At 36.2% G+C, this 17,361-nt stretch carries 14 protein-coding genes; 11 read left to right on the top strand and 3 right to left on the bottom strand.

Annotation, left to right across the window (positions count from 1 at the left end; translation table 11 throughout):
* Positions 1–60 precede the first annotated feature (60 nt).
* Complete coding sequence (locus IGL98_RS10360; RefSeq protein WP_069644905.1) at positions 61–1,278, top strand: pyridoxal phosphate-dependent aminotransferase; 1,218 nt, start codon at positions 61–63, stop codon at positions 1,276–1,278.
* Positions 1,279–1,381: 103 nt separating this feature from the next.
* On the opposite strand, the gene IGL98_RS10355 is transcribed toward IGL98_RS10360, so the two are convergent.
* Positions 1,382–1,558 carry a hypothetical protein gene (locus tag IGL98_RS10355; protein WP_206841943.1) on the bottom strand — a complete coding sequence of 59 codons (177 nt, stop codon included), beginning with the start codon at positions 1,556–1,558 and terminating at the stop codon, positions 1,382–1,384.
* Positions 1,559–1,753: 195 nt separating this feature from the next.
* On the opposite strand from IGL98_RS10355, the gene IGL98_RS10350 reads away from it, so the two are divergent.
* The 3 genes from IGL98_RS10350 (at position 1,754) to IGL98_RS10340 (ending at position 4,509) form a co-directional block, all read left to right on the top strand.
* Positions 1,754–2,581 carry a helix-turn-helix domain-containing protein gene (locus tag IGL98_RS10350; protein ID WP_206841939.1) on the top strand — a complete coding sequence of 276 codons (828 nt, stop codon included), beginning with the start codon at positions 1,754–1,756 and terminating at the stop codon, positions 2,579–2,581.
* A gap of 102 nt (positions 2,582–2,683) precedes the next feature.
* On the top strand, positions 2,684–3,832 hold the full coding sequence (gene nagA / locus IGL98_RS10345) for an N-acetylglucosamine-6-phosphate deacetylase (RefSeq protein ID WP_206911530.1): 1,149 nt from the start codon (positions 2,684–2,686) through the stop codon (positions 3,830–3,832).
* A gap of 182 nt (positions 3,833–4,014) precedes the next feature.
* The gene (locus IGL98_RS10340) at positions 4,015–4,509 is read left to right on the top strand and encodes a type II toxin-antitoxin system Phd/YefM family antitoxin (RefSeq protein ID WP_206911531.1); all 495 of its coding nucleotides are present in this window, start codon (positions 4,015–4,017) and stop codon (positions 4,507–4,509) included.
* A 139-nt stretch (positions 4,510–4,648) separates the two neighbouring features.
* Here IGL98_RS10340 and IGL98_RS10335 read toward each other — a convergent pair whose 3' ends face one another.
* Positions 4,649–5,461, bottom strand: a complete 813-nt coding sequence (locus tag IGL98_RS10335; protein WP_206841930.1) for a Cof-type HAD-IIB family hydrolase — start codon at positions 5,459–5,461, stop codon at positions 4,649–4,651.
* A gap of 184 nt (positions 5,462–5,645) precedes the next feature.
* Between IGL98_RS10335 and IGL98_RS10330 the strand changes: the two genes are divergently transcribed.
* The 5 genes from IGL98_RS10330 to IGL98_RS10310 all read left to right on the top strand — a co-directional run bounded on the left by IGL98_RS10330 (position 5,646) and on the right by IGL98_RS10310 (position 12,429).
* Positions 5,646–6,251, top strand: a complete 606-nt coding sequence (locus tag IGL98_RS10330) for a DUF1361 domain-containing protein (protein ID WP_206911542.1) — start codon at positions 5,646–5,648, stop codon at positions 6,249–6,251.
* Between the two features lie 68 nt (positions 6,252–6,319).
* A complete protein-coding gene (locus tag IGL98_RS10325; protein ID WP_206911532.1) occupies positions 6,320–8,614 on the top strand; it encodes a 5'-nucleotidase C-terminal domain-containing protein in 2,295 nt (764 codons plus the stop codon).
* A gap of 164 nt (positions 8,615–8,778) precedes the next feature.
* Positions 8,779–9,450 (top strand): hypothetical protein, encoded by a 672-nt coding sequence (locus tag IGL98_RS10320; RefSeq protein WP_206841925.1) that lies wholly within the window; start codon positions 8,779–8,781, stop codon positions 9,448–9,450.
* A gap of 230 nt (positions 9,451–9,680) precedes the next feature.
* Positions 9,681–11,087 (top strand): NCS2 family permease, encoded by a 1,407-nt coding sequence (locus tag IGL98_RS10315; protein ID WP_206841923.1) that lies wholly within the window; start codon positions 9,681–9,683, stop codon positions 11,085–11,087.
* Positions 11,088–11,232: 145 nt separating this feature from the next.
* A complete protein-coding gene (locus IGL98_RS10310; RefSeq protein ID WP_206911533.1) occupies positions 11,233–12,429 on the top strand; it encodes a multidrug efflux MFS transporter in 1,197 nt (398 codons plus the stop codon).
* 132 nt (positions 12,430–12,561) lie between these two features.
* Here the strand turns inward: IGL98_RS10310 and IGL98_RS10305 are convergent, their stop codons facing one another.
* Positions 12,562–12,753, bottom strand: coding sequence for a YjzD family protein (locus IGL98_RS10305; protein ID WP_206841920.1), 192 nt, complete (start codon positions 12,751–12,753; stop codon positions 12,562–12,564).
* 108 nt (positions 12,754–12,861) lie between these two features.
* Between IGL98_RS10305 and dnaE the strand changes: the two genes are divergently transcribed.
* Together dnaE and pfkA are read left to right on the top strand one after the other, a co-directional pair.
* Complete coding sequence (dnaE, locus tag IGL98_RS10300; protein WP_206841918.1) at positions 12,862–16,194, top strand: DNA polymerase III subunit alpha; 3,333 nt, start codon at positions 12,862–12,864, stop codon at positions 16,192–16,194.
* 172 nt (positions 16,195–16,366) lie between these two features.
* Positions 16,367–17,329: a 6-phosphofructokinase gene (gene pfkA, locus IGL98_RS10295; protein WP_206911534.1), complete on the top strand. Its 963-nt coding sequence runs from the start codon at positions 16,367–16,369 to the stop codon at positions 17,327–17,329.
* The last annotated feature ends 32 nt before the right edge of the window (positions 17,330–17,361 follow it).

Below are 17,361 nucleotides of genomic sequence, written 5' to 3'. Positions count from 1 at the left end.
CTTTTTTTTTCTAGGTGGCGTAACTTTAAAGATATAAATTTTGAAAATGAGGGATACGGTATGAGAAATTTTGAGAAATCTAACAAACTTGATGGTGTAAGTTATGATGTACGTGGTCCGGTTTTAGAAGAAGCGGACAGAATGCATGAAGAAGGCATTCGCATTTTGAAACTTAATACTGGTAATCCCGCCCCTTTTGGTTTTGATGCGCCAAATGAAGTGGTTCGCGACATGATTATGAATGTTCGTAATTCAGAAGGATACTCTGATTCAAAAGGAATCTTTTCAGCACGTAAAGCAATCGAACAATATTGCCAAGTCAAAGGGTTTCCTAATGTAACGATCAATGATATTTATACCGGTAATGGAGTCAGCGAACTGATTTCAATGTGTATGCAAGGGCTTTTGAATAATGGAGATGAAGTTTTAGTCCCAATGCCGGATTACCCGTTATGGACAGCTTCGATCTCTTTAGCTGGTGGTAATCCTGTTCATTATATTTGTGATGAACAAGCTGAATGGTACCCAGACATCGATGATATCAAATCTAAAGTTACGACAAATACCAAAGCAATTGTTTTGATCAATCCGAATAATCCGACAGGAGCATTATATCCTAAGGAAATCCTTGAACAGATCGTTGAAATAGCAAGACAAAATGATTTGATCATTTTCTCAGATGAAATCTATGATCGTTTGGTGATGGATGGATTGACCCATATTCCAATTGCAACGTTAGCGCCTGATTTGTTTGTTGTTACCTTAAATGGACTCTCTAAATCACATAGAGTTGCAGGTTTCCGTTGCGGTTGGATGGTACTTAGTGGAAATAAAAAACACGTTAAAGGCTATATCGAAGGTTTAAATATGTTGGCTTCAATGCGTTTGTGCTCAAATGTATTGTCCCAACAAATTATTCAAACCGCATTAGGCGGGTATCAAAGTGTGGATGATTTATTATTGCCAGGTGGAAGAATCTATGAGCAGCGGGAATATATTTACAACGCGATCAATGATATTCCTGGACTTTCAGCTGTAAAACCGAAAGCCGCATTTTATATTTTTCCTAAAATCGACACTGCTCGTTTTAATATTTATGATGATGAAAAGTTCGTACTGGATTTTCTTCATGAACATCATATTTTACTTGTGCACGGTGGAGGCTTCAATTGGACTCAGCCGGATCATTTTAGAATCGTCTATCTACCGAAGATGGAAGACCTGAAATTCACTACTGAAAAAATGCGTGAGTTTTTAAGTACCTATAAGCAAAAATAACCGTTTGATTTTGAAACTAAAAAGAGTGACTCAAAACTGAAAAAGTTTTGAGTCACTCTCATTTTAAGAATGTGTTGTACAAAGAGACTATTAAAAACCATAGTTACTCTGTAGTTTGACAATCTTTTTTACTAATTACCATACGATTTGTGTATTTTTCTTCCATATCCGGACTTGGGTCCGAAACAACAACCAAATAAGCATTTTCATATTCTTTTTCGACATAGCCATTATAACTACTTTTGTCCCAACTAAAGCTAATTCGTTTCTCTTGTGTCATGAGTAACACCCCTTATTTGCAAAGCAAAATTATTTTAAATCGTCTCGGTTTAGTGTTAGGTAATGTTCTTGCAGTATATTATGCATTAAAGTACAATAAATGCATAATGCGAATTCGCATATTTTGAATTTTTTTGATTAGCAAGACTTTTTAACTAGTAATAGATTATTTTGAAATAGGCTTAGGAGTGAAAGCATGGATTCTTTTGGAGCTGTTATTAAAGAAATTCGTAAAAATAGAAAACTAACGCAAAAAATGTTGTCAGAAGACATTTGTTCACAAAGTGTGTTAAGTAGGATTGAGAACAATGAAGAATTACCCAATGTAGTAGTAATGCAGCAAATTTGTCAGCGCTTAGGTGTGACGATGGATCAAATTATGCAGTTTAAATCAGATGAAGTTCGGTTGATTACTCAAATATTTGAAAAAATAGCTGATTATTTTAGACATAAAGAATATGGAAAAATAATGACGTATATGAGAGATACTCAAATTGAAGAGCGACTTCATTTAGATACCGACTGGCAACGTTATTATTATTATTTGGGTAGTTGTAAATTTTATCTTTGTAGTGATTACGAACAAGCGATACTTGATTTGAAAAAAGGATTGTCGTATACCTATCAAGCGAATAAAGTAAATTTGTCAGATTTTGAGATTCAAGTGATCAGTTGTATCGGTAGTACCTATAGCAGTATTGGAAAAATCAACGAAGCTGAGAAATACTTGAAATTAAGCATTCATTATTTTCATAAATTACCAAATGAACGAGTAACAGCAGAATTAACAAAGATATTTTATAATTACTCCAAATTTTTGACGGATCAAAAGCGTCTGGAAGAAGCACAAATATATATTGATCAGGGAATCGTTTGGTCAAGACACAAAAATAGTTACTATTATTTAAGTGAATTGTTTCAATTAAAAAGTCAATTGTTAGTTGTAAAAGGAGATCAAGAAAAGTCTGATGAATACCAGGTTTTATCTGAACAAATCCGTCGTATCGAAACAATTAAAATCTAACGAAAGTTAAGTAAATTTTTTTAGAAAAGGTCTACACCATTCTTGACTTTAACTGATTTTAAGAGTACGTTTAAATAGAAAATTAAAGAAAGAAGGATGAAGATGAGAACGTTTATCTTTGCTGAAAAGTTCTTTTTAAAAAGCGATGTAAAAGGACCTGGCTATTTAGAAATCACAGATGGTTTATTTGGAGACTTTTATAAAGAAGTACCTGTGAATGATGCAAAAGTAATCAAAGAAGAAGGAAAATGGATTGCACCTGGTTTGGTGGATACACATATTCATGGCTATATGAATCATGATGTGATGGATAGTGACGCAGAAGGCTTGAAAGTTATGTCTGAAGGTTTATTATCTTGCGGTGTTACGTCATTTTTACCAACTACTTTAACGTCAAGTAAAGAACGCTTGAAAGATGTGGCTAAAACGATTGGTGAAGTGCATCAAGAAGTTCCTGGTGCAAAAGTCCAAGGAATCTATTTTGAAGGTCCTTTCTTTACTGAAGAACACAAAGGCGCTCAAAATCCAAGTTATTTTAGTGACCCAGATTTAGCAACATTTAATGAATGGCAGGAAGCTTCTGGCGGCTTGATCAAAAAAATTGCATTGGCTCCAGAACGTAAAGGCGTCAAAGAATTTGTTAAAGCTGTAACCGAAGAAGGAGTCGTTGTGGCTTTAGGTCATAGTGATGCAACGTTAGAACAAGCAACGGATGCAGTAGAATCTGGCGCTAGTGTTTTTGTACATGCATATAATGGCATGCGTGGCTTGAATCATCGTGAACCAGGAATGGTCGGTGCGTTAATGTCATTGAAACATGTTTTTTCTGAATTGATTTGTGACGGACACCATGTTCATCCGAATGCAGCAGATATTTTAATGGAAAAAGCTGGACATGATCATGTAGCTTTAATCACTGACTGTATGATGGCTGGTGGAATGCCGGACGGGAATTACAATCTGGGTGAATTTCCAGTTGTCGTTAAAGATGGTACAGCTCGTTTAGAGTCTGGAAACTTAGCCGGCAGTATCTTGAAATTAAAAGAAGCAATCAAAAATGTTGTTGACTGGGAAATTGCGACACCAGAACAAGCAATTATGATGGCAACATTAGTGCCAGCGGTTAGTTGTAAAATCGATGATAAATGCGGAATGATCGCTAACGGACGTGATGCGGACTTTATCGTATTGAATCCAAATATGGAATTAGACGCAACTTATTTAGATGGGGTAGAACGTTACCGCGCATAAAGAAATAGACTGAGACAACAATGTTTGTTCGGTTATAGAGGATGATACAAAACGATTTTTAAGTTTTGTTTCATCCTCTTTTTTTCTTAATCAGGTTTCAGGTAAATAAAAATGAACAATTTAAAAAAGCTCTTCACACCAAAAATCTGTATGCTATAATCATTTGGAAGGGGAGTTGACCAATGAGAAATAAAGTAAAAAAAGACTTATCATTTTCAGTGACAGATGTGAAACAGTCTCCTATGACAATCTTTGAAGCAGCAAAAGAAACAAACGCAGGTGTATATATTTACAATAGAAATAAAGTCGCCGGCGTGATGTTGACTGCTGAACAATATGAATCGTTGATCAAGAAAAAAACGATTGAGCAAGGTCAAGATGTAAAAATAACACAATTAAATCAGAAGATACGTCAAAAGATTGCATTTGGTTCTCTGATATCTACTAAAAATTTAGATGATCACTTAGTATCATTAGGTTTTATAACTAGAAAAATTGAATCAGATGACTATAGTGAAATGATGAATGAATTGAATGAAACTGGAAAAATCGACTATCATTTACAGAAAAAAGAGGATCGGACGAATATTTTTGCTGAAGTGATTGGGGAACAGAGCAACCAATCTCATTTGTCCGATAAACTGATCGTGAAAAAAATCCATCTTAGAATAGACTAAATTATTGATTCGAATATCAGATGATGTGTACATAACTTGTGAAAGTTTGTCCACATCTTTTTAGTATTTGCTTGAAGCTGTCAAAGTAGAAAAAATGACTAGAACAGAAAGCCTCATGCTTTGTTCCAGTCATTAAAGTTTATTGATCGTTTAAATCTAAATATCGTTCTAAATAATCCGCTAAGCCATCTTCATCATTGGTTTTTTCAGTAACGTCATTTGCTACAGATTTGATTTTGTCAGTCGCATTTTTCATAGCAACGCCCCAACCAACGTAATCTAGCATTTCTTCATCATTATGTTCATCACCGAATGCGATAATATCTGAACGCTTCACATCTAAGTACTTAGCAACGTGCTCCACACCTTTGGCTTTTTGTATTCCTTTAGAGACAATTTCTAAAATGGGAGTAGGTCCGCCCCAAGTTCTAACATCTACATAATCTCCATATTGTTTCATTAAAGAGTCCGAAACGAGCGCCGCTTGATCTTTTGAAGTCCGAACCATCATTGAAGTTGGATCCGTAATCAAATTTTTAGCGGTCAAAAGATTGCTTGGTGTAGCTTCTGATGCAAAGAATGCCGAATCAAAATAATCTAAACTATCGATGTAAAATGTCTCTTTATTTTCAGCAGCGACAAAATCAAGATTTAGGGCTTTCTTTTGAGCCAAAATATCAAAAACCAAGTCTCGTTGTATTCCCGTTTCTTGTTCATCCGCCCATTGCTTTTCAGGCATATGAACAAGCGCACCATTGAAGTTGACCATCGGAGTAGCTAAGCCCAATTGGCGATAAAACTGACCGCTCATTCGGTAAGGACGACCAGTGACGATGCTGACATAGTGACCATGCTTCATCGCTTTTTTTAAGGCTTGTTCCGTTGTTTCACTGATCAATGAGTGTGCATTTAAAGTTGTACCATCTAAGTCGATTGCAATTAATTTTTTCAAAATCGTTCCTCCCGGAAATTTTTCTTAAGCTTAGTCTAGCACAAAATAACAGAATAACAAGTTTTCAAGAAAATTTTAGAAAAAATTTTCTTTATGATACACTAGATGGAAAAGGGCGGTGAAAAGTTTGATTCAAATATTTCGTTGGTCAATCCGAATAGCAACGGTCGTCTATTGTTTGTATATGCTATTTGTTGCTAAAATGTATCATTTTATGGCGTTGAATGTCTTGTTAGGTTATATTCCGCTTGAAATAAGTTTTCATTTTAAGAAAGTGAGCAATAAAGTGTTTCTTTTATTAGGCATGATATGGTTATTATTTTATCCAAATGCTCCGTATTTGTTCACAGACTTTTTCCATTTAGAACGTTTATCTATTTATCAGGGAATGAATCAGATATTTGGTCAGTCGTTGTCTGCTTGGGTTTCTTTTTGCTTGTTGACAATCGGAATCTGTGTGTATGGATTTTTAGGAATGGCAACTGTATTGACAGCACTGAATGAAGCGTTTCGAAGAAATATCTTGAATAAGAAATGGCAAGGGATTTTCTTTGTTTTGATTGTTAATTTATTATCAAGTTTAGCTATTTTTGTAGGACGCTTCGATCGTTTACATAGTGTTCACTTATTTACTAGGCCTATTCAGACGCTTCAGACTATTTTTTTGACGTGGTCAGTGGATAAATGGTTATTTGTCATTATGTTTACAGTAATGCAACTTATTTTACTAGCAACTATTTTTGGCTTAAAAGGATTAAAATTGATTGATAAAGACGAAAAGCTGTGTTGACAGTGTGTGAGGAAATTGTTACTCTTTAACTAAGTGTGTTTGGAAATAATTGAAGAGGAGTTATCAACATGAAAAAGTGGCAAAGCTCTTTGTTGACTATTTTATTTACTATTGGGGGAATCAGCAGCAGCGTCGTGGGGACTAGTATAGCTGCTGATGCACAAACGATTAACGGAACAGATAATAACAAGCAGTCGGTGGAACAACGATCGCAAGAGGAGAAAATTCCTTTTCAGATTTTAGGAATCAATGATTTTCATGGAGCCTTGAACACGACAGGATCTTTTTTTGATGATGAAGGTAATAAAGTTGCAAACGCAGGGACGGCATCGTTGTTAGCGGGTTATTTGAATCGTGCGCAAGAACAATTTAAAACCGCTAACAATGGCGCACAAACATTACGTGTACAAGCTGGAGACATGGTTGGAGCAAGTCCTGCTAGTTCAGGTCTGCTTCAAGATGAGCCGACAATCAAAATACTGAATCAAATGGATTTTTCTGTAGGTACTATAGGAAATCATGAATTTGATGAAGGACTTCAAGAGTTCAATCGAATCATGATCGGTGGACAGCCCAAAGAGGATCCGTATGGTATTTTAATGGCTTATCCAAGAGAAGCATCAAAAACTGAGATCGTAATCGGGAATGTCGTTAAAAAAGGAACGGAGGAAATCCCTTTTGGTTGGAAACCTTATACGATCAAAGAAGTGGGAACTGCAAATAATAAAGTAAAAGTCGGTTTTATCGGCGTTGTTACAACAGAAATTCCTAATTTAGTTTTAAAAGAACATTATGAAGCGTATGATTTTTTAGATGAGGCTGAAACAATCGCTTACTATTCTAGTCAACTAAAAAATCAAGGTGTGAATGCAATTGTCGTGTTAGCCCATATTCCGGCTACCAGTAAAGCTGATAAAGTAAATGGTGAGGCCGCTGATATTATGAATGAAGTTGCTAAAATCTATCCTGAACATAGCGTAGATGCATTTTTTGCAGCTCATAACCATCAATATACAAACGGTGTAGTCAACAAAACAAGAGTTGTTCAGTCTACGGCTCAAGGTAAAGGCTATATTGATTTGCAAGGGACACTTGATCCTAAGACCAATGATTTTGTCGATACTCCTAAAGCAAAAGTTTTACCAGTCGATCCAGCCGCAAAAGACGTACCTAAGATTGACGAAAAAGTTGAAGCAACTGTAAAAGATGCTGAAAAACGAGTAGCTCAGGTAACGAATAAGAAAATTGGAACAGCTAAAGAAAATGGGGCTATCACTCGGGAAATTAATGAGTCAAAAGAATCCCCACTAGGTAATTTGATTACTGATGGTCAAGTTGCGATGGCTAAGGCACAGGGAATAGATGCTGATTTTGCTATGACCAATAATGGCGGGATTCGCGCTGATTTAGCAGTTGGAGAAAATCGGGATATTACATGGGGAGCGGCTCAGGCAGTGCAACCGTTTGGAAATATCATGCAAGTAGTCGAAATGACCGGCGCACAAGTTGAGCAAGTACTGAATGAGCAATACGATGAAGAAGGGCGTTATTTCTTGCAAATTTCTGGTTTGTCCTATACGTATGTGCCAACTGAAGATCCAAATCAACCATTCAAAGTCCAAGATATGCATAAAAAAGACGGTACTCCGATTCAGGCAGATCAAACATACCTAGTTGTGATCAATGACTTTTTATTTGGTGGAGGCGATGGTTTCTCTGGATTTACTGGTGCTAATTTAGTGAATGCGATTAAGCCGGATACAGAGACATTTATTGAGTATATTGAAAGTAAAGAAGCTGCTGGGCAGCCGATTGAAGCGTCAATTGAAAATCGTAAAAAATTAGTCGATTCGACAAACCCTGTAGATCCGGAAGTGCCTGAAGTAACGGATTCAAATGAGGCTGAAGACAAAATCAAAAAAGCGACAATTTTCGATCCTTTATATGAAGATGACGAACTCTTGAGAGGAGTTACGCTGCCAAATGCGAGAATTTTACTCTATGATGGAGAATTTCCTCAATCGAATACAAGAACAGCAGAACTTCCAGAAGCTGATTTAGTTGGACATGCTGATTCAGAAGGTCGTATCAAAATCAATGTGACTTCATTGAAACTCAAAGGGAAAAAGAAATTAACTGCAGTAGTATTGGATGAAGAAAAAAACAAAGTTACATTTCCAATAGAAATTTTGCCTAAGGAAGAAGTGATTTTGGAAACCTTGAATACTAAAGAGCTTTCTAAAACAGAGGCTAAAAAAGAATTGCCTAAAACAGGCGAGCAACAATCTAGATTTACGATTTTATTTGGGACAATGGCAATTAGTACGAGTGTTATTGTTTTATTGAAACGAAAAATTCTATAGATTAAAAAGCTTTACAGTTGTGATTTTCAATCAGCGGCTGTAAAGCTTTTTTATAATGTTCTCAAGAGGATTCAAATCAATATGAATCCTCTTAAAGCTATATTATACTTGATGTTACAAATAAAAAAGTAATGAAATAGCTATAAATCAAAGGGGATTATTGTATGAAAAAAGATAAGTATCACATTGTATTGATCGCATCTCTAGTTCTTTTATTTATCGTTTCGAATTTTTTACTCTTTATTTTAGGAGAAACTTCTCAAAATATAACAGTCAACCTATTATATGGACTTGCTTTCGTTCCAGTCGAGGTGTATGCAACAGTTTTCTTATTAGAACGTTTTTTAAACAGACGTGACAGAATACGTGAAGAGTTACGAGAGGATTCTGATTATTTTTCAATTGCAAAAGAAGCACAAGAACAGCTGATATGGTCAATCAAACAAGGTTTATTGGAAAATTTTATGGGCACTACTTCAGATGTAGAAGCAAATTTCGAATTATTGTATCAAGAAAGAAAAAAGATTTTGACAGTGGAGCTGTGGCAAAAAAATCTACTCAAGGAACACCTGTTGATTTCTTCGAAGAAATATATGATTGATGAGGATCAATTTGAAGAAAAAGATGTAACAGCTTTAGAACTTTCCACAGAAGTAGGGGAATATATCACAAAGGAAATCACTGAGTTTTATTCTATCTATCTGAAATTTATTCCTTTGGATATTTTCAAAGAACTTCATGGTATCTACAAAGTAATTGAAGCGATTTATCAGCATTTAAAAGAAATCGATTTCATGACAGAAGAACACTTTGCAGAGGCAAAAAGTAAGGAATGAACTAAAAAAAAGGAATGTTAAAACACGAACGTTAAAAAGGAAAAACAGGAATAAAGTTAATAATTTGTTGAAAAGGAGAATACTCTACCTTATACTTTAAAAGTATTGATCAGGAAACAGGAACATGCACTTATTATTTACGAATAGTTGGCTCTGTAAATAGTCATTTTAACGGGCGAACTGAATCATCCTGATAAAATTTTTGAGTAAAAAGGGAGAGAGACAATTTCATGGAAAAGTTTTTCAAATTAAAGGAAAACAAAACAACTATTTCAACTGAAATGGTGGCAGGAGTAACGACATTTTTTGCGATGAGCTATATTTTATTCGTGAATCCGTCGATCTTATCTCAAACAGGAATGCCATTTCAGGCAGTATTTTTAGCAACGATCATTGCATCGATCATCGGAACATTGATCATGGGACTGTTTGCGAACGTTCCTTATGCTCAAGCTCCAGGTATGGGATTGAATGCCTTTTTCACCTTTACAGTCGTTTTTGGTTTGGGCTATACGTGGCAACAAGCATTAGCAATGGTATTTATCTGTGGATTGATCAATGTCTTGATTACGGTCACAAAAATACGTAAATTGATCATCAAGGCTATACCTGAAAGCATGCAGCATGCGATTGGCGGCGGTATTGGAATTTTTGTTGCCTATGTGGGAATCAAGAATGCAAAATTATTAGATTTTACAGTTCAAGCAGAACCGACTAATGGAGTTGTTAATGGCGATAGCATTGTTCCTGCTTTGGGGAATTTTAATAATCCAGAAATTATATTAGCAGTTATTGGTTTAGTTTTAACAACGGTCTTGGTTGTGTTAAATGTTCGGGGCGCTATTTTAATTGGTATCGTGGCTACAACAATCATTGCGATTCCATTAGGTGTTGTTGATTTGTCAGCAATTGATTGGCAAGCAAATTCTTTAGGGAATTCTATCAGTGAATTAGGAACAACTTTTGGTGCAGCATTTGGTGCAGATGGTATGCAGTCATTATTCAGTGATGCATCAAAAATTCCTCAAGTGTTGATGACGGTTATTGCGTTTAGTTTGTCAGATACATTTGATACGATAGGCACATTTATTGGAACAGGTCGCCGTACAGGAATATTTTCTAAAGAAGACGAGCTGGCACTGGAAGACAGTAAAGGATTTACTACAAAAATGGATAAAGCATTGTTTGCAGATGCGATTGCAACGTCGATCGGTGCAGTTTTTGGAACGTCTAACACTACGACTTATGTGGAAAGTGCTGCAGGAATTGGTGCTGGTGGACGGACTGGTCTAACGTCAGTTGTGGTAGCTGCCTTATTCGCTTTAAGCAGCTTGTTTTCACCACTGATTGCGATCGTTCCTGCACAAGCAACTGCTCCTGCATTGATTTTAGTGGGTGTGATGATGCTTGCTTCATTTAAAGATATTGAATGGACAAATTTAGAAGAAGCAGTTCCAGCATTTTTTGCATCAATTTTTATGGGTTTGTGCTATAGCATTTCTTATGGTATTGCTGCAGGATTCATTTTTTATGCAGTAGTTAAAGTCGCGAAAGGAAAATTCATAGAGATTTCACCAATTCTTTGGGTAGTTAACGCTTTGTTTATTTTGAACTTCGTTATTTTGGCTATTTTGTAAGGCATTCTTAATTAATAAAGAGGCTAGTACATAACTCGCAGAGTTATATCCTAGTCTCTTTTTGTGTGCTTGTGTAAAATTTTTTGAGAGATTGGGAAATTTGGAGTATAGTTAATAGTGAAGAACTTGTGAGGTGTGCATTAAGATGAAAATTGAGTGGAAAAAGAATTTGATGGTTGCTTGGTTAGGCTGTTTTTTTACTGGTGCAAGTATTAGTTTAGTGATGCCATTTATTCCTGTCTATGTTGAACAGTTGGGAACACCTAAGAATCAGGTTGAATTGTTTTCTGGACTTGCCATATCTGTTACAGCATTTGCTGCTGCGATCGTAGCTCCGATATGGGGGAATTTAGCGGATAGAAAAGGCAGGAAGCTGATGATGATTCGAGCAGCTGCCGGAATGACAATCACAATGGGCTCGTTGGCATTTGTACCAAATGTTTATTGGCTCTTGATCATGCGGTTTTTTAACGGCATACTTTCCGGGTATATTCCAAACGCAACGTCAATGATTGCATCGCAAGCACCAAAAGAAAAAAGCGGTTGGGCATTAGGAACTCTTTCAACAGGAGCAATTGCTGGAAACTTGATTGGACCATCGATTGGCGGTGCGTTGGCACAATGGTTTGGGATGGAAAATGTTTTTATCATCACAGGAGTTGTGTTGTTGATTACAACGCTGTTAACAATTTTTATGGTAAAAGAAGATTTCCAGCCAGTCGAGAAGAAAGATTTGTTAAGTACAAAAGAAATTTTTTCAAAGATGGACCACGTTTCTATTTTGATTGGATTGTTCATTACAACGTTGATCTTACAAATTGGGGTTACAAGTATTAGCCCGATTTTAACGTTATACATTCGTTCATTGAGCCATGATACTGGCAATATTTTATTCATTAGTGGTTTAATTGTTTCAGTTGCAGGGGTGTCAGCGGTGATTTCTTCACCAGTCTTAGGTAAATTAGGGGATAGAATCGGGAATCACAAGGTGTTATTAGCTGGTTTGATGTTATCGATGATTTGTTATATCCCTATGGCTTTTGTTAAAACGCCTTTTCAATTAGGATTATTACGTTTCTTCCTAGGATTTTCAACAGGAGCTTTAATGCCGTCAATCAATACGCTGATCAGCAAAATTACACCGTCTGAAGGTGTTAGTCGCGTTTACAGCTATAATCAAATGTTTAGTAATTTCGGGCAAGTCTTGGGTCCGATGATTGGATCAACCGTGGCTCATGGTATGGGCTATAGCTCAGTATTTATTGTAACGGCTTGTTTTGTACTAGGAAATATTTGCTTATCATTGTTCAATTTTCGAAAAATTTTAAATAAAAGTCTCTAAACAGTTGAAAACATAAAAAAACCAGTTACAATGTTTGTAGTAACTGGTTTTTTTATAATCATGATTTTCAAGTAACAGACGGCAAGTCAAAAGCTATTTTCGAAAAATTAGCTTAAGGCAACAGCCTCAGAGTTATTGAGCACTTTTAGTGGTTTCTTTTTTTGGTAATGCGAATTGACCAATCAATAAGATAATCACGCCGGTAATCAATGACATAATTGTTGTCAGCATAAAATCGTAAGTTCCGCCATTTAAGGCACCGCCGATATAACCGACTACTTGTCCTAGTAAAAAGGACCACAACAATACAAGAATGTAACGCATGGATTGCACCTCTTTTCTAGCTATAGTTTAGCACAATTTTTATAAATGTAAAGAAAATGAAAGTTACATTTTTGATTTAAAACCATCACATGTAAAAGGAGATGTCCTATGCCCTTTCCACAATTATATACAATTACTTCTTATTCATTACTCTCCAGTACCATTCGTATTCAAGAATTAGTGCAACAAGCAAAAAAACTAGGCTATACGACCCTAGGAATCACTGATATCAATGTACTTCATGGGGCAATCGAATTTTTTGAAGCCTGCAAAAGGGAAGCAATAAAACCGATTATTGGTTTAACGTTAGAATATACGCCGCAAAAATCTGAACAAACTGCTCAGTTATTACTGTATGCAAAGGATTTGGATGGGTACCAAAACTTGATGCGAATTTCCACTGCAAAGATGAATAGTGAAAGAATCTTTTATTTAGATGAAATCAAAGAACATTTAGCTCATTTGTTTGCTGTGATGCCGTCTGATAAAGGAGAAGTGGCTTTTGCTTTAAAAAGAAGTGAAGTAGAGGCTACTGAAAGTTTAGATCAGTTAGTGCAATTATTTGACCCGTCGTCTTTTTTTGCAGGAGTTTCATTGACGTGTAACCCAGAAACAGATCCAGCACTTTTTAAGTTTTACGAAGAAAAAAATCAACCACTCCTTGCTTTACAGGAAACTCGTTATTTAAATCGGGAAGACGGTTTTGCATTAAAAGTATTGGCACACATCAATGAAGGACAACAAATGCCGTTGAACGCTGAGGAAACAGAAATCGAAGGTCCTTTTTATTTAAGAAATCAGACAGATGCAGCAGAACAATTACTTGTGAAGGCGAATAAACATGCCCTTCACAATGCGGAAACACTGGCTGATTCTTGTGCTTTGGAGATTCCATTACATCAACGTTTGCTACCACATTATCCGATCCCAGAAGTGAAGCAAGCAGGAGAATTTTTAAAAGAGTTATGCTTGAAGAAGTTACCTGAACGTATCTCAAATGTTTCAGCTGTTTATGAAGAACGGTTAGCAAAAGAGCTTGACATCATCCATACAATGGGGTTTGATGATTATTTCTTGATTGTCTGGGATGTGATGGCCTTTGCTCATGAGAGAAAAATCGTGACGGGTGCGGGGCGTGGTTCTGCTGCCGGATCTTTGGTTTCATATGTTTTGTCGATCACAGATGTCGATCCAATCAAATACGATTTACTCTTTGAACGATTCCTAAATCCAGAAAGACATTCCATGCCTGATATAGATTTAGATATTCCAGATAATCGTCGTGAAGAAGTGTTGCAGTATGTTCGTGAAAAATATGGGCATTACCATATGGCACAGATTGCTACTTTTGGTACGATGGCAGCCAAAATGGTTTTAAGAGATGTTGCTAGAGTTTTTGGATTATCTCAAAGTGAATCAAATCGTTGGTCCAATGCTGTACCTAGTGCATTGAAAATGACCTTGAAAACAGCTTATGCTGATTCAAAAAATCTTGTAGAATTAGTAAATTCATCAGAGATAAATCGCTTGTTGTATGATACAGCAGTTCGTTTAGAAGGACTGCCCCGCCATGTTTCAACCCATGCGGCGGGCGTGGTGATCAGTGATTTGGATCTTTTAGATATCGTTCCATTACAGCCAGGTTCAAATGATATTTTCCTGACGCAATTTACAATGAATGATGTTGAAAAAATTGGTTTGCTAAAGATGGATTTCCTAGGGTTAAGAAACCTATCGATCATTGATGACACAATCAAGTCGATCAAACGAGTCTACAAAAAAGAAGTAATTTTAAATCAAATTCCTTTAGATGATGAGTTGACGTTATCTTTATTTAGACGAGGAGAAACGAGCGGTGTTTTCCAATTTGAATCAGCGGGTATCCGAAATGTTTTACGAAAACTCGGGCCAACAAGTATTGAAGATATTGCAGCTGTTAATGCCTTGTATCGTCCAGGACCAATGCAAAATATTGATTTGTTTATTCGCCGAAAAAAAGGCCAAGAACCGATCGATTACCCAGATGCTGTTTTAGAACCGATTTTGAAGAATACGTATGGTGTTATTGTGTATCAGGAACAAATCATTCAAGTTGCGTCTACAATGGCTGGATTTAGCCTAGGACAAGCGGATATTTTACGACGTGCGGTTAGTAAAAAGAAAAAAGATGTACTGGATGAAGAACGCAAACATTTTGTTGAAGGTGCCATGAAACAAGGGCACAGCGAGGATGTTGCAATGACGATTTACGATTACATCGAGCGTTTTGCTAACTATGGATTTAACCGATCTCATGCGTTTGCTTATTCTTTTATTGGGTTTCAAATGGCGTACTTAAAAGTTCATTTTCCGGGAGCTTTTTATGCAGCGATTCTTCATTCAGTAAGACATAATCCGACTAAAATCAAAGAATACATCGGAGAAGCACGTAAAAATAAAATGGTGATCATGCAACCATCCATCAATTCTAGTCAATATAGCTTTTACTTAAATAATGATGACCAAATCATGTTTGGCTTTAGCTCATTGAAAGGGATACGCAGAGATTTTATTCAAAATATCATAGATGAACGTAAAGAACGAGGTCCGTTTAAATCTTTTGACCAATTTTTGTTACGTATCGACCGAAAGTGGCTGAAAGCTGAAAATATCCAACCGCTGATTGCGATCGGAGCTTTTGATGAATTGCAAGCGAATCGCCGTCAGTTAGCAGTTAGTTTAGATAGTGAAATTCAAAATATCATCTATAGTGGCGGCAGTATGAATCTTTTAGAAGATACACTAAAACTAAAAGAAGTAGAAGTTGCCGATTACTCATTAGAAGAAAAATTAGAACAAGAAGAGCAATATTTAGGCGTTTATTTATCAGGTCATCCTACAGAGGAGTTCAAAAAAACGCGTTTAGCCAAACAAGTGATGTTAGTCAGCGATGTAGTAGAAAATCAAACAGCTCGTTTATTGATTTATGTAAAAGATATTCGAGTGATTCGCACGAAAAAAGGGGAACAGATGGCTTTTGTTGAAGGGGATGATTTAACGGGTTCATTATCGTTGACACTTTTTCCAATGGTTTTCAGAACACTTCGTCAAACTGTTGAAAAGAACCAAGTTTATTTCGTGGAAGGAAAAATAGAAAAAAGTAATTATAATCAAGAACTTCAATTATTGGTAAACCAGATTGAAAAAGCCAGTGATATTGAAAATAGTATTAGTGCAACAACTTGTTATTTAAAAATTATTGAAGCAAAAGATCAAAAAGAGGTTCTGCAAAGTATTCACGAAGTGATTCAAAAACATAGAGGCAACACGCCAGTCATCATTTATTTTGAAAAAAATGGAAAGAAATTAGTTTTGGGAGAAGAGAATTGGTTAGCGGATACAGTAGATGCAAAAGAACAACTAGAGGCGATTTTAGGTGGTCAAAATGTTGTTTTCAAATGATTTACGGTAAAATATACTAATTGTTTTCATCTTTTTTCAATTATTTCTTCTTAAATCAAGACATTTTGCACTATTAATGGTAAAATGAGTGACGTAATATTTTTGAGTAATGAATAACTGTAACAAAACATGTTGCAGCTTAAAAGTATATTATTATGAGGTGAAAGAACGAATGAAACGTATCGGTATTTTAACCAGTGGGGGAGACGCCCCAGGAATGAACGCTGCAATTCGTGCAGTTGTGCGTAAAGGGATTTTTGATGGAATCGAAGTTTATGGGATCAACTACGGTTTTGCAGGTTTGGTGGCAGGAGATATCCGCCGTTTAGACATTGCTGATGTTGGTGACAAAATTCAACGTGGGGGAACATTCTTATATTCTGCCCGTTATCCAGAATTTGCAACAGAAGAAGGTCAACTAAAAGGAATCGAACAATTGAAAAAATTCGGCATTGAAGGATTAGTTGTTATCGGTGGAGACGGTTCTTACCATGGGGCAATGGCTCTTACAAAACGAGGTTTTCCAGCTGTAGGTATTCCAGGAACGATTGATAATGATATTCCAGGGACTGATTTTACGATTGGTTTTGATACAGCAATCAATACAGTGTTAGAATCGATTGACCGTATTCGTGATACTGCAACTTCACATGTACGTACATTCGTTATTGAAGTAATGGGACGTGGTGCAGGCGATATCGCTCTTTGGTCAGGTGTTGCTGGTGGCGCTGATGAAATTATCATTCCAGAACATAACTTTGATATGGTCAATGTTGCCAAGCGTATTAGAGAAGGCCGTGATCGTGGTAAAAAACATTGCTTGATCATTTTAGCTGAAGGTGTTATGGGCGGGAATGAATTTGCTGACCAACTTTCGGAACATGGCGATTTCCACACACGTGTATCTATTTTAGGACACGTTGTTCGTGGCGGCTCACCAAGTGCTCGTGACCGTGTATTAGCAAGTAAATTTGGTTCATATGCTGTGGAATTATTGAAAGCCGGTAAGGGCGGACAATGTATCGGTATGCTTGATAATCAAGTCGTTTCAGCGGATATCGTTGATACATTAGAAAACCACAAACATAAACCTGATTTATCACTTTATGATTTAAATCAAGAGATTTCTTTCTAAGGATAAGCTTAATAATTGAGCTATCTTAAGTA

Origin of the sequence: Enterococcus sp. DIV0840 (assembly GCF_050527835.1) — a bacterium.
In the GTDB taxonomy this organism is placed as follows: Bacteria; Bacillota; Bacilli; order Lactobacillales; family Enterococcaceae; genus Enterococcus_L; species Enterococcus_L ureasiticus.
The sequence above is the reverse complement of the archived record's forward strand: the minus strand, read 5'-3'. Positions and strand labels throughout refer to the sequence as shown.